Source organism: Nostoc sp. LEGE 12454, assembly GCF_056620565.1.
In genome coordinates, this window is record NZ_JBWQXL010000003.1 from 308,754 (window position 1) to 321,888 (window position 13,135).

General features: G+C 39.6%; 12 protein-coding genes. 7 read left to right on the forward strand and 5 right to left on the reverse strand.

Annotation, left to right across the window (positions count from 1 at the left end; genetic code table 11):
• Position 1: 1 nt before the first annotated feature.
• Positions 2-526, forward strand: coding sequence for a hypothetical protein (locus AC1F2U_RS05300; RefSeq protein WP_480260141.1), 525 nt, complete (start codon positions 2-4; stop codon positions 524-526).
• 54 nt (positions 527-580) lie between these two features.
• On the opposite strand, the gene AC1F2U_RS05305 is transcribed toward AC1F2U_RS05300, so the two are convergent.
• A complete protein-coding gene (locus AC1F2U_RS05305; RefSeq protein WP_480260142.1) occupies positions 581-1,594 on the reverse strand; it encodes a sensor histidine kinase in 1,014 nt (337 codons plus the stop codon).
• A gap of 661 nt (positions 1,595-2,255) precedes the next feature.
• Positions 2,256-2,855, reverse strand: a complete 600-nt coding sequence (locus AC1F2U_RS05310; RefSeq protein ID WP_334842134.1) for a hypothetical protein — start codon at positions 2,853-2,855, stop codon at positions 2,256-2,258.
• Positions 2,856-3,089: 234 nt separating this feature from the next.
• Here AC1F2U_RS05310 and dacB point away from each other — a divergent pair, with 234 nt between their 5' ends.
• Positions 3,090-4,559 (forward strand): D-alanyl-D-alanine carboxypeptidase/D-alanyl-D-alanine endopeptidase, encoded by a 1,470-nt coding sequence (dacB, locus tag AC1F2U_RS05315; protein WP_480260143.1) that lies wholly within the window; start codon positions 3,090-3,092, stop codon positions 4,557-4,559.
• A 29-nt stretch (positions 4,560-4,588) separates the two neighbouring features.
• The gene (locus AC1F2U_RS05320) at positions 4,589-5,485 is read left to right on the forward strand and encodes a S66 peptidase family protein (RefSeq protein ID WP_480260144.1); all 897 of its coding nucleotides are present in this window, start codon (positions 4,589-4,591) and stop codon (positions 5,483-5,485) included.
• Between the two features lie 83 nt (positions 5,486-5,568).
• On the opposite strand, the gene AC1F2U_RS05325 is transcribed toward AC1F2U_RS05320, so the two are convergent.
• Together AC1F2U_RS05325 and AC1F2U_RS05330 are read right to left on the reverse strand one after the other, a co-directional pair.
• Positions 5,569-6,612 carry a glycosyltransferase family 4 protein gene (locus AC1F2U_RS05325; RefSeq protein ID WP_480260145.1) on the reverse strand — a complete coding sequence of 348 codons (1,044 nt, stop codon included), beginning with the start codon at positions 6,610-6,612 and terminating at the stop codon, positions 5,569-5,571.
• Between the two features lie 116 nt (positions 6,613-6,728).
• Positions 6,729-7,472 carry a class I SAM-dependent methyltransferase gene (locus AC1F2U_RS05330; RefSeq protein ID WP_480260146.1) on the reverse strand — a complete coding sequence of 248 codons (744 nt, stop codon included), beginning with the start codon at positions 7,470-7,472 and terminating at the stop codon, positions 6,729-6,731.
• A 357-nt stretch (positions 7,473-7,829) separates the two neighbouring features.
• Here AC1F2U_RS05330 and AC1F2U_RS05335 point away from each other — a divergent pair, with 357 nt between their 5' ends.
• Complete coding sequence (locus AC1F2U_RS05335; protein ID WP_480260147.1) at positions 7,830-7,985, forward strand: hypothetical protein; 156 nt, start codon at positions 7,830-7,832, stop codon at positions 7,983-7,985.
• Positions 7,986-7,993: 8 nt separating this feature from the next.
• A complete protein-coding gene (locus AC1F2U_RS05340) occupies positions 7,994-9,322 on the forward strand; it encodes an ABC transporter substrate-binding protein (RefSeq protein ID WP_480260148.1) in 1,329 nt (442 codons plus the stop codon).
• A 181-nt stretch (positions 9,323-9,503) separates the two neighbouring features.
• Here AC1F2U_RS05340 and AC1F2U_RS05345 read toward each other — a convergent pair whose 3' ends face one another.
• A complete protein-coding gene (locus tag AC1F2U_RS05345) occupies positions 9,504-10,241 on the reverse strand; it encodes a hypothetical protein (RefSeq protein ID WP_480260149.1) in 738 nt (245 codons plus the stop codon).
• A 638-nt stretch (positions 10,242-10,879) separates the two neighbouring features.
• Here AC1F2U_RS05345 and AC1F2U_RS05350 point away from each other — a divergent pair.
• Both AC1F2U_RS05350 and hemE read left to right on the forward strand, forming a co-directional pair.
• Positions 10,880-11,563, forward strand: coding sequence for an Npun_F0296 family exosortase-dependent surface protein (locus AC1F2U_RS05350; RefSeq protein ID WP_480260150.1), 684 nt, complete (start codon positions 10,880-10,882; stop codon positions 11,561-11,563).
• 359 nt (positions 11,564-11,922) lie between these two features.
• A complete protein-coding gene (hemE, locus tag AC1F2U_RS05355; RefSeq protein WP_480260151.1) occupies positions 11,923-12,984 on the forward strand; it encodes a uroporphyrinogen decarboxylase in 1,062 nt (353 codons plus the stop codon).
• Positions 12,985-13,135: the final 151 nt, after the last annotated feature.

Sequence of the window (13,135 nt, forward strand, 5' to 3'; positions counted from 1 at the left end):
TATGAGAAAGGTGCTACTAATCGATACATCGCTTTTATGCGTTTGGTTACAAGTTCCAGGTAGAGAAACTGCTGGTAATAATGATTGGGATTATCAGCGTGTAAATCATAAAATTGAGGCAGAAATTGCCAAATCAACAACGCTGGTACTTCCTTTAGCTGCTGTTATAGAAACAGGTAATCACATTGCACAGGCTAAAACAGCAAATTCAGAAAGTAAACGTATTGCAGCTCAAAAATTTGCCGAAATTATGACTTATGCAGCTGATGAAACTACACCTTGGGCTAAGTTCCGTGAGCAAATTGTTCTTTGGGAAGAGGAAGAATTAAAAAACTTAGCCGCTAAATTCCCCAATCAAGCTGTAGAAAAGACTTCTATGGGTGATGCTAGTATTGTCATCTTGGGTTGGCACTATCACCAAAAGGGTTTCCATGTAGAATTTTTAACTGATGATGACAAGCTAAAATCTCAAGAACCACCGCCACCGCAGCCACCTACACGGCGAAGCAGTCGAACAAAAAGGTAAAATATCCTTGAGCGATTACTAGTTACCCAAAATAGAGATTTTTTAACTAACTTGTCAGGAATTAAGTTCGACAGGAATTGTAATAACAAACTCGGTTCCTTCTTTTACGGTAGATATACATTGCAGTTGACCACAATGTTTTTCTACAACAATTTGATAGCTAATGGATAGTCCCAATCCAGTACCTTTACCGACGGGTTTAGTAGTGAAGAATGGGTCAAATAATCGCTTTTGTATATCCTTGGGAATTCCAGTACCATTATCGGCAATGCGAATAACTACTTGCCGATTGTCTGTGACTGCAGTTAAAAATTCTAGTTCCATTTCTGCGATCGCAGCTTCAATTTCTGTCACTGGTGCAGGATAATGGTGTTGGTATAAGCTAATTAATTGTAGTAAATATTGAGTGTAGTTGAGTGCATAAACTAGGTTGCCAGCGATAAAGTTTACAGGGTTATTGATTTCGTGTGCAATGCCAGCAACGAGTTGTCCCAAAGCTGCCATTTTTTCATTTTGAATTAATCGCGCATAGTTATTCTTAAGGGTACGAAAACCTACTTTAGTGATTCTAGATTGTTCTTCTACTTTCTCTAGTTGAGCTAATGTTAAAATATGAATTTGGGAATAAGCTAAAAGTAAATGATGGAAATCGAGTAGCTTATAACTACCTAACTGAGTTGCTATTAAAATCGGCTCATATACAAATTGAGGCTCTCGCTGCAATGCTACCTTATTTGCTTCTACAATCAGCGTATCCTCAGAAATGATACACACATCTGGCTGAAGAAAGTTAATCAGATTGATTACAGGTCGTTTAGAAAATAGTGGAAAACTATAGGGACGACTCATGTGTTCAAAAAATCTTTGTCGAGAAATCATCCCCAGATAGTCATGATTTTTCACCAGGATAATACCTGGTAGTAAAGGTTCTTGCTTAAAGAGTGTATTCAAATCATTTGCTGGACTATCTGCTTCGACGTAAACAAACCAAAGTGGTAATTCTTGCAAAGTAGACTCTAATCGCAAGTTCAGATTATTAGCATTCGTCATGGTATGTATAGATAACATACTTTAAATCCTTAACCTTGAGTTAACATTTCTGATAACACCCCGAATCAGCATCGCGATAATTGCAAAGTTAATCAAACTTATATTTCCCTGATTCCTGCTGAAAATCACAGTTATGCTGTAAAACTGCTGATGTTAGCGCATCCGATTATTTTCTATACTGGAAAATTGATACTAATTAAAATCCCCTGTTACCTATTCGCTAAACCTTGTGACGTTATAATTCTTGTTTATTTAAAATATTTAAAATTATTTTGGGATGCGCTCTTACCAATGGTTAATAAAGAACTTAAACCTCAGTTATAAGCAACACTAAAACTGCATCAATGGCAGTCAGCAACATTGCTCCTGAAGTGAAAGAGAAAGTAATTAAAAAGGATTTTGGAAATTTGGTTATCTCTCAGACTGCTGCTTACAGTTACAGGCTACTGTTGAGAGAAGTAAAGCATTCTCTTGTACAATCAACGACTAATAGCTCCCCTAGATGGGGAGTTATTTGATATAGCAATCCTATTTGAGTTGTGAAAAATATAGATTAGAAAACGAACCGCCAAGGACGCCATCGCGTAGCGTCTCGTTAGAGAAGGACGCAAAGGAAAGAAAGAAGAAAGAGAAATATAATTTTCACGAATGATTTAGGACTGCTATATCAGTTAGCTAGCTAAAATGAAATTGGTACATTTTTAAATGCGGCTGTATCTGGCACAAAAATGTCCAAATTATTGATACCATCGGGAACTCTTAGCCAGATATAAGCATCTGCGGAGGCTTGTGGGCGTACCTGAAACAAAGAAACGCTTCCTGTTGAGCGATTAAGAGCAACTCCTTTGTAGGTTACGCTAGTGTCAGGATTGCGGGCTGTTGTACTAGCCACCGAGATAATATCGCTACCAACAACTCCGTCTGTGGCAAGGCGACGAATCCGCATTTGCAGATTTACCACATCACGGTTTCCAGTTTCGGGATCTTTAATTCGTTTTGCTGAAAGTAACTCAACTTCTGCCTTTTTGCCAAAAGCAGGCTGCACAAATTGGCCAGGACTAATTGCTGATGTTGTAGCACTAGCTGGGGATGGTGAGGCTGTTGCTTGTGGAGAAGTTGTAGCTGTCAGACTTGGCACTTGAGCGGGAATGGTGTTACTGGCTGTACTAGTAGCATTTAGTGTCTGCCGCAACGTAAAAACTTCATAAGCTACATAGCCGCTACATCCCAAAGCCAAAGTAGAGAGTAATACAGCTACACCAGATAAAAATGTACTCACACCATTGCCTCGATTTCGTATTTCTGTATATGCAGGTTGACTTGGGTTTCTATTTTGTAGTCCCATAATTTATGTTTGTGCGTAGGCGCAGCCCGTCGTAGACATCGCCCATCTATGAAACATGTGAACATCTTCCTTATACTAATTAAGTAACTTTACTGAGCCAATTCTTCTGTCTCCGGAAGGAAATTGTTTGCAAGGTAAAAATATCTGTCTTTGGGATAAGGAAAATTGGTGAGACTTAAGACTTTAAATCAACCACTGGGTGTTTTATTAATATTTTTGACTAGCCAGATAGGATTTAGTTCTATTGCGAAAGCACAAACCCCAGTTGCACCAACAACTACCACAAAATCAATTTGCTCTAGCCAACTGGCAACAGCTATAGATGCTGTAATCAATCGTCCTTTATTTAGTCGGGTGCGCTGGGGAATTTTGGTACAATCCCTGTCACCCGGACAAACTCTTTACAGTCGAGATGCTCAGAAATATTTTACTCCTGCGTCTAACCTCAAATTGCTGACAACAGCAGCTGCGTTGCAGGAATTAGGTGCTAATTTTCGGATTCGCACCTCTATTTATCAGAATGGCAATGGTATTTTACGTGTTGTCGGCAGGGGAGATCCTAGTTTAAGTGATACAGAACTGCAAAAATTGGCACAGCAGTTAAAACAGAAAGGTATTACTCAAATTCAGCAGTTGAGTGCTGATGATAGTTATATTCAAGGTGATATTGTTAATCCCACCTGGCAATGGGAAGATGTGCAGTCAAGTGATGGCGTACCAGTCAGCAGCTTTATTCTGAATAAAAATATTTTTAGCTTCAAACTTGTACCACAGGCTGTAGGTAAATCTTTGCAAGTGCTGTGGCTCGATGCTGGCGAAGCGAAACAGTGGCGGATAATTAATCAGTCAATAACCGTTCCTCAAAATCAACCGAGCTACGTCAATGTCACCCGTGAATTATCAGGAACAGTATTACGAATTCAAGGACAACTGACAACGAATTCTGAAGAATCTTTAATAGATTTGCCTGTAGTTGACCCTAATTATTATTTCTTACGACGTTTCCGTACTGCTTTAGCAACAGAAAAAATTAACTTGGGACAAACATTAGTAGCAAATGGTGGTGTGAATCAACAGGAAATAGCATTTGTAGAGTCGCCACCTTTAGCTGAATTATTAGCAGAAACTAATTTAAATAGTAATAATCTTTATGCTGAAGCATTGCTGAGAGCATTAGCTGTGAAAAAACTCAGAGTGAAAACTCAGACTAGTGCTGATGTCGGTTTAGAAGTTGTCAAAGCAAGTTTAACTAAATTGGGGGTCGATCCAGCTAATTACATTTTGGTCGATGGTTCAGGTTTATCACGTCGTGACTTAGTGACACCAGAAGCTTTTGTCCAAACTCTGCGGGGAATGGCAAAAACCCCAACTGCATATATATATCGTGCATCTTTACCGGTGGCTGGTAAAAGTGGAACTCTGAAAAGCCGCTTTCAAGGTACGCCTGCTGAGGGCATTGTGCAAGCAAAAACAGGTACGTTAACGGGTGTAGTTTCTCTATCTGGATATATAAATGCACCGAAATATGAGCCGCTAGTTTTTAGTATTATCGTCAATCAGTCAAATCAGTCTGCAACAGTTATACGGCAGGCAATTGATGAGGTTGTTGTGTTGTTAACACAGTTGCAGCATTGTTAATATTATACTTTTCACTCCTAACTTGTTTCATGCCAGCCAAAATCTTACCACCGCCCTTAAAACCTGGAGACTTACTACGAGTAATTGCCCCTAGTGGTGCTTTGCGAGAATTTGAGGAATTTAAACAGAGTCTAGAAATTTGGCGATCGCGTGGTTATCAATTAAAAGTCAGTCCCCAGATAGATGACAAATGGGGTTATCTAGCTGGGACAGACGAAAATCGCCGTCAACAGCTAGCAGCAGCATGGCAAGATCCTGATTGTCGTGGTATTCTCTGTGCCAGAGGTGGTTTTGGCAGCACCCGCATTTTAGAAAGTTGGAATTGGCCAAACTCAGGGCCTCCCAAGTGGCTTATAGGCTTTTCTGATATCACAGCTTTATTATGGAGCCTTTATACAGCAGGGATTTCCGGCGTCCACGGCCCTGTAATGACAACTTTGGCAGATGAATCAGATTGGTCTATTAAGCGATTATTCGATTGGGTAGAAGGTGGTTCTTTCACCCCTCTCAAAGGTTGCGGTTGGGGTGGTGGTGTGGTTACTGGTACTTTATTGCCAGGTAATCTCACGGTGGCTACTCACCTTTTGGGTACACCAATATTGCCACATCTTGATGGTGTAATTCTGGCCTTTGAAGATGTTACGGAAGCACCTTATCGCATCGATAGGATGCTAACACAGTGGCGTTTGAGTGGTGCTTTGTCACAAGTCTGCGGTATTGCGTTGGGTGGTTTTACTCGCTGTGAAGCGCCACCAACTATATCTAGTTTTAGCGTAGAAGAAGTATTGCGCGATCGCTTGGGTGATTTGGGGATTCCCATTGTCTCTGATTTACCTTTTGGCCATGATAATCCCAATGCAGCCTTACCAGTGGGTGTAGAGGTAACTTTAGATGGAGATGCGGGAATATTAGCGATTGCGCCATAATTTCCCGCAAATATTTTTATCACAAAAAGTTTGGATGGTACATAAAATCAAATAATATCCAAGTTAAAGGACATTACTACTATTCATTTTTTCAAGATTTTTTGAAACCATTCTTCTAGGCGATCGCCCATAGCTTGTAGAGAGTATAAAGTTTCTGCTCGTTGACGACAGGCACGACGGTCAATTTCATTTAGGCGGTAAATGGCTTCTACTAAACCTTTGACACTATCTGGCTCAACCAAAAAGCCAGTTTCGCCATCTTTGACAATTTCTGCCAACCCACCGCGAGAATAGGCAATCAATGGCACTCCACAAGCAAGCGCTTCCAGTGTCACGGTAGGATAAGCATCTATCCATCGGGGAGTTGCTAAGAATGCCCGGCACTTACCTAATTGTTTTTGTAGCTCATTTGTCTGTAAAAATCCGATGTATTCAATTGGCGCATCGGGGTATTCTTGACAAATTTGCTCCCAGTAAGCTTCATTTTGTCGCAGTCCAAAGATTTTTAGGGGAATGCCTGTGATTTTTGCTGCTGCAACTGCATCTTCTAGCCCTTTTTCAGGTGCTATCCGGCCTGCCCATGCCAAAACTGAACTTGGTTCATTACAAAACTGATAAGCAGATATATCTACACAATTAGATAGATAGGTAAATTGCTCTGGAAATCTAAAAGTAGATGCTTGAATTTTACCTTGAACAGCAACAGTTCCAGGGAAATTATTTACTAGCTTTTCGATCATCTGATCTATCGCATCTGTCAAAGAACTCATACTTATGAAATGCGCGATCGGACGATTAAAAAATGGTGTTAAATACAATGGCAGCCAATCATAAGCAAAGTTAAGAATCAAATCATAATCTTCTTGAACTTGGCGAGCATAATCCCACATATTCGCCAAAACAGAATTATTTGGTATGTAAACTGGGTCAGTACGGGATTGAGTTTGTCCTGGTATTTGAAGTTCTCCAGGGATTTCTTTGATAGACAATGAACCCATAGCTGACCCAAGCGGTGCTACAACCTCGACTTTATGCCCTCGCCGCAGTAATTCTTGAGCGTAATTAAATAAGATTAACTCCACTCCCCCACCTAATCCTGTACCTAGCGCACCAACTGGAGTAGACATAAACAATAATTTATGGTACATTTTCGTCGTTAATCTATTTTCAGATCATTTTTTCACGTGAACAACGTCCTTATTGGGTTTCGCTGTGGCTCCACCCAAAAGAAATGAAATTAAATTCAACTTTGTTTACGGTAGCAGCGGGTTGTAATTAGGTAAGGATGAAAAACCTCTAAGAAGTGACTGTGAAGTGTATGAAAAAATGTTTCTACTACTTTAGGATCGTCTAAATGAAAAGGATATTCTTGGTTAAAACCTTTAAAGAAATACCAATTCAGTATCATCTTACCTTCAAAATTCAAAGCTTGATAAAATTGTAATAACTGCTGGCTAGGATCTAACAAATGCTCTAAAACATCAAAGCATAAAATCGTATCAAATTTCTCTTTTTCAGGCATTTCAAGCGCAAAAACTATTTTTTTGTCCAGTCCCAATTTTTCAGATCGATACTGAACAAAATCACGATTTATCGGATTAATATCATAATAGATTACTTGCTCAACTTGTGGGCAAAGAGCAGCTCCAAGGGCATGAGTTCCTATTCCACCACCAAAATCTAAGACTCGACCTTGGGCAGAATCTGCAATCAACCGCAACATATCTCCAATATACTCATGACTTGACAGATGCCAAGCCCCCAATTCAAATAAGTAAAGTTCTCCTACTTTATCACGATAGAAAGCACTTGCTTCTTGCCAATTAAAATCTTTGTGTCCTAATGTTTTTATTTCTTCTTGTTCTGCTGCTAACTTTGTCTCTACGGTTTCTGGATCTAGATGTAGAAAATCTTGTAGATGATGCTTGAAGTGAAATGAATTGTCTAAAAAGCCGCTTAAGAAATAAGGCGTGGTAGAGCTTACCATAAAATTTATGTCGCAATGGAATAAACGTATTATACTATACAATAAATGTCTATCAATTTAACTTATTAGCACTCGTGAAGATTGGGATAAAATGTAGTATATTGTTTGTTGCAGCAATTTTTTTAAAATGGAGATAAGAGAAATTTTTTAATTAAAATCCCCTTAGTTGCTGGAGATTATATTCCTAGACCTCCCTTATCAAATTCTATTTGAACTTTGATGCAAAAGGATAAATATTTTTTATAGAAGATTCGGAATTAAATAGATATTTTTAGCTATAAAGATGTTAATTCACTCATAAATAAAATAAATATAGATATCTTCAATACCCTTTATGAGGGTATTGTTTTTAATTGCATGATTCAGGTGGATGACTACGGTCATCGGGATGGTTCTCAAAAAGCCTTACATGATTTTGAATGTTTGAGAGTGGAGCAGTTTAATGCTCATAGAATTGACTACACGGCAGTATGGTTTAAGCAGGGTGAAGCGATAGATGCCCAACAAATCTAAAAATTGACATGAAAGTTACCCTCTTCCAATCCCAAATTCAAAAATTTCCTCGCCAGTTGACCAATTCTGCTTGGCGGCTTTCGCTGATGGGAATTATTCTGAGTATATTTTTCTTATTCTTATATGGTTGTCAGGGGACAGTCCAGAAGAATGACGGAGTAATTCATCTGAGTTTATGGCAATCAATCAATCCCCCTACTAATCGGGATGTGTTTAACAAACTAGTAGCTAAATTTAATCAGACTCATACTGATGTTCAGGTGCAATCTATCTTCATAGGCCAACCCCAATTGCCAAAAATACTAACAGCAGTTGTGGGCAATGCGCCTCCAGATATTCTGTCATTCAATCCTCAATTGACAGGTCAGTTTATGGAACTAGGGGCAATTCGACCTTTAGAAGAATGGCTGGACAAATTGCCATTAAAGTCAGAAATTAGCCCCAACCTATGGGAAGAATTAAAATTAGATGATCGTATTTGGTCAATACCACTTTACACGAGCAATCTAGGCATTTTTTACCGACCTAAACTTTTCCAAGCTGCGGGAATTACGCAAATTCCTAAGACTTGGGAAGAGTTGAGGGAAGTTGCCAAAAAGTTGACTATAGACCGCAATGGCGACAATCGACCTGAACAATACGGAATGTTGCTGCCTTTAGGAAAAGAAGAATGGACTGTCTTTAGTTGGTTTCCTTTTTTATTGAGCGCTGGTGGAGAGATTGTAACAAATAACCGCCCAAATTTGACGAATGCAGCTGCGATCGCAGCCCTACAATTTTGGCAAAACCTGTTAAAAGATGGTTCAGTAGCCCTTTCTTCCCCAGAGCGAGGTTATGAAGAAGACGCTTTTATTTCAGGCCGCGTTGCAATGCAAATCACAGGCCCTTGGACTTATATCATGAAGTCCAATGTTGACTTTAAAGTATTCCCCATACCTACAAGTGTGAAACCTGCTACGGTGACAGCCACTGGAGATATATATTTGATGAAGACTACACCAGAAAGGGAGCAAGCCGCACTCAAATTTTTAGAGTATGTTTTAAGTGAAGAATTCCAAACAGAATGGAGTATAGGGACGGGTTTTTTACCAGTTAACATTAAATCAGCCAAAAGTCAGGCTTATCAAGAATTCCTCCAGCAAAAACCTGTCTTGAAAGTCTTTATTGACCAAATGTCTGTATCAGGTTCTCGACCAATCATTCCTGGCTATAGTCGCTTGTCTGACAGTTTAGGTCGAGCCATCGAAGCCACCATGCTAGGGACATCCCCAGAAATAGCACTCAAAAAAGCTCAAGCAAACCTCGATTCAATTTGGGATTCCCTACAATCCAGATGAAATCTAAAATCCTAACTAAGGCTTCCTTTTTACTTAGCCTTGCAAAAATTAGGTTTCAAACTCGATGGTTAATTATGATTAGGGACTTCCAGTTAAAAAAATATCCGATTGTAGGAGCGCAAGGCTTTGCGCCCCTACAAATATACAAATAATTTGGGATAATTTATTTTTTGCAAGTCCCTTAACTAGAAATTCCACTCCGGCGATGTGAATTTCTTTTCAAGGTACATAAGCCAATTGCTGGTATAATTCCCAAAATTAGTGCTGTAAATCCTTGTCCACTCCAATACAAAATAAAAGTACGGTTAGCTTCTGGAATCAAATTTTGCACAATAAAAAGCAACCAAACCAAAATAGCGATCGAAAAGAAAGAGATTGAGGGTACAAAATTCCACCACCAAATGTCTGCTGTATATCGCCTCAATACCAGCCATTGGCAAATTCCTAGCCAAATTCCAGAAATTATATATGCGATCGCAGACAAAAATCCGAAAATAAAAGTATCTTCAGAAGAAGATGAGGCAATGGTTGAAATGTAGTTAATCCAGGCTGTAGAAACACCATTGGCAATCAACCAACCTACACTAGTAGCAAATAGCCACTGCCAACCCGGTAAATATCGGTAAAGGACAAAGGCTTGGTCAGCAGCGAAAATCACGGCAAATATAACATTACTAAGACTTCTAACCAAAATGCTCCATGTTTGTGGTTGGATAGCAACCCCAGGGGAGAGACTTTGGAGAATAATTTTCTCTAAAGCGATACTAGCAACACCACCCACAACCCATCCGATCAGGGTCATTAAGGTAAACTGAATAAAGAATCTCTGTCGCTGCGATCGCGGAATCAAATACTTTCCTGGATTAGGCTCGTTATTAGTAGATGCAACACGATCGGGACTGTTAGAGTCAGTTTGCATAAGAAGTCAGGGGAGTGAGAGAATAGGGAGATCGCAAAGATAGGGGAGCAGCGGGAAAATAACTAATGCCCAATGCTCAATTAAATATTGATTCTTGTTTTACTCTATTTCTCAATCACCAGTCCCTATTTTCCATTCCCCACTCGCCACTTCCTCAAGGCGAGAATACTATGTCAATAATAACAGCCTATTCTCAATAGAATTTCATTACCTATTCTTCTTGCTAAAGATTCAGGGATAGCCCATCGTAGACATCTGTTTGAGTCTGGGAAACTAAACCAAACGATAAATGGTGATTTTTTGTTGCTTCTTGACCTTGGTTGCGATCGAGAGTAATTTAGATGGCTTTGTCCTGCCCACTACTTATTGCACAATATCCTTCACTTAATCTTTAAAGATATTTTAGTATATACACCGTATCTTTTCTGAGTTATAAAAATCAAAATAGGATTACAAGGCATCAAGATAAACTTACATCTTCGAGCTTGTCATACCCAACAAACGTCATATATAAAGGCCTAATAATCTTTGTAATTTTCTTTTAATTTGTTGGAGTCAGGAAACCGGTTTTTCATAGCTAGGTTTCAATAAAAGTTCAGTCTTAATTATCTTTGTGTTCTTCAAGGTTTATTACTAGAATGTTGCAAAAAATCTCCTTAGCTTTACTCGGAATAACTGCTGTAGTCATGAGTGCGAATCCAGCTAGTGCCGTAACTCTGCAAGTCAACAGTGGCCCGTTTTCTAGCTACGCTGATGCCAAAACTGTCACCTTTGATGATGGCACAGCACACGATCCTAATGGATTTGTTACTTACTCTAATGTTACTAGTAACATTGTTCAAGGTAGTGTATCTAGTCAATACGCCTCACCTTATGGAGATAACACAAAATTTCTAACAATTGCTCCAGTAGGTAGTAATGTTGCAGGCGACAGTGGTTTTGTCAATATTAAGTTCAAAGAAGCTGTTAATTACTTCGGTTTTTATGCAGGTTCATTAGATGATTACAACTTTGTCGACATTTACAAAGGCGATCAGTTATTAAAGACTTTTAGTGGTGCAGATGTGCCAACTGCTATAGCTAATGGTAGTTGGACTAGTACTCAAGCTAATATGTTTGTCAATCTTGTAGCTGATACAGGAGAAACATTTGACCGAGTTGTGATGCGCTCAAATGGTGTTGCCTTTGAAACAGATAACCACGCCTATAGACTAGCCAGCGTTCCTGAACCTAGTGGGATGTTAGGTGTGTTAGCAATAGGTGCTTGTGGTATGATGTCACTCTTCAAACGCTCACAACATAAAGCGATATTGAAAGGATAAATTTATCCACAACCCAGTTTAAAACCTTTAAGGATGTGTCTCTATACTATGCGTAGAGACACATTTGTTATTTGTTATGCAGTTTTCCTCATACGTTGCCTTGATGCAGAAGTGACAGGTGTATTTCTACGTGGAACTCAAAGCAATAATTTCATGGGATAAGCCAAAAAAACAATAAATGGTAGCGCTTGCTGGCATTAATACTGTAGTCAAGCCAACTGATAACTCATATTTAAAATATTATAAATATTATTATGCCCTGCTGTTCACCTTTTCCTGAAAACCTGCTGAAAAAGCGTAATCCCAGAATGATAAGCTAAACAGTGGCATAAAAGTTGTGACTTAGGATGAAGTGATAAATGGGTGTTTATTCAACGACTCCTCATCTCTTACGGGCTGCTCGTGGTGAAGTAGTAGATCGTCCCCCTGTATGGATGATGCGACAAGCGGGACGATATATGAAGGCATATCGAGACTTAAGAGAAAAGTATCCTTCGTTTCGCGATCGCTCGGAAATCCCAGAAGTAGCAATTGAAGTTTCTTTGCAACCCTGGAGAGCTTTCCAACCAGACGGAGTAATTTTGTTTTCTGATATTGTCACCCCATTACCTGGTTTGGGCATTGACATGGATATTGCCGAAGGTAAAGGGCCAATCATTCACTCGCCCCTCCGCACTCAAGAACAAATCGATGCTCTGCATCCTTTAGAACCAGAAGCAGCTCTACCATTTATCAAAACAATTTTGCAAGCGCTGCGTTCGGAAGTAGGCGATAAGTCAACGGTGTTAGGCTTTGTGGGTGCGCCGTGGACATTAGCAGCTTATGCAGTGGAAGGAAAAGGTTCTAAAACCTACTCCATCATCAAAAACATGGCATTTTCAGACCCGGTGATACTGCATCAATTATTAGCTAAATTAGCTGATGCGATCGCCATCTATGCCCGCTACCAAATTGACTGTGGCGCTCAAGTTGTGCAAATGTTCGATTCTTGGGCGGGTCAATTGAGTCCTCAAGATTATGACACCTTTGCTCTCCCCTATCAGCAGCGGGTTTTCCAGCAAGTCAAGCAAACCCATCCCGATACACCTTTGATTTTGCTAGTTAGCGGTAGTGCGGGTGTGTTGGAAAGAATGGGACAATCTGGCGCTGATATTGTCAGTGTAGACTGGGCAGTGGATATGGCAGACGCAAGAGCCAGATTGGGTAAACAAATGAAAGTTCAAGGAAATCTTGACCCAGGCGTGCTATTCGGCTCTAAACAGTTTATCCGCGATCGCATTCTCGATACGGTTCGCAAAGCTGGTAATTGGGGTCACATTCTCAATCTCGGTCATGGTGTCTTACCAGAAACTCCCGAAGAAAATGTCGCTTTCTTCTTTGAAACCGCAAAGGAATTGAATCTTGCAGGAGTTAAGGGTTAGGAGTCATACAATTTTAGATTTTAGATTTTAGATTTTAGATTTTTCCTGCAATCTAAAATCCAAAATTCAAAATCTAAAATTTCCAGAGTTATCAGTTGCGATTCGGAACTTTTAACTTTATTCTTAACTCTTTAGTTGTAACTCCTAACGT

What these genes read in the sequence shown, in the direction of transcription:
- AC1F2U_RS05300 (WP_480260141.1), top strand. Translation starts at nt 2, where the DNA reads ATGAGAAAGGTGCTACTAATCGATACATCGCTTTTATGCGTTTGGTTA.
- AC1F2U_RS05305 (WP_480260142.1), bottom strand. Translation starts at nt 1,594, where the DNA reads ATGTTATCTATACATACCATGACGAATGCTAATAATCTGAACTTGCGA.
- AC1F2U_RS05320 (WP_480260144.1), top strand. Translation starts at nt 4,589, where the DNA reads ATGCCAGCCAAAATCTTACCACCGCCCTTAAAACCTGGAGACTTACTA.
- AC1F2U_RS05325 (WP_480260145.1), bottom strand. Translation starts at nt 6,612, where the DNA reads ATGTCTACTCCAGTTGGTGCGCTAGGTACAGGATTAGGTGGGGGAGTG.
- AC1F2U_RS05330 (WP_480260146.1), bottom strand. Translation starts at nt 7,472, where the DNA reads ATGGTAAGCTCTACCACGCCTTATTTCTTAAGCGGCTTTTTAGACAAT.
- AC1F2U_RS05335 (WP_480260147.1), top strand. Translation starts at nt 7,830, where the DNA reads ATGATTCAGGTGGATGACTACGGTCATCGGGATGGTTCTCAAAAAGCC.
- AC1F2U_RS05340 (WP_480260148.1), top strand. Translation starts at nt 7,994, where the DNA reads ATGAAAGTTACCCTCTTCCAATCCCAAATTCAAAAATTTCCTCGCCAG.
- AC1F2U_RS05345 (WP_480260149.1), bottom strand. Translation starts at nt 10,241, where the DNA reads ATGCAAACTGACTCTAACAGTCCCGATCGTGTTGCATCTACTAATAAC.
- AC1F2U_RS05350 (WP_480260150.1), top strand. Translation starts at nt 10,880, where the DNA reads ATGTTGCAAAAAATCTCCTTAGCTTTACTCGGAATAACTGCTGTAGTC.
- hemE (WP_480260151.1), top strand. Translation starts at nt 11,923, where the DNA reads ATGGGTGTTTATTCAACGACTCCTCATCTCTTACGGGCTGCTCGTGGT.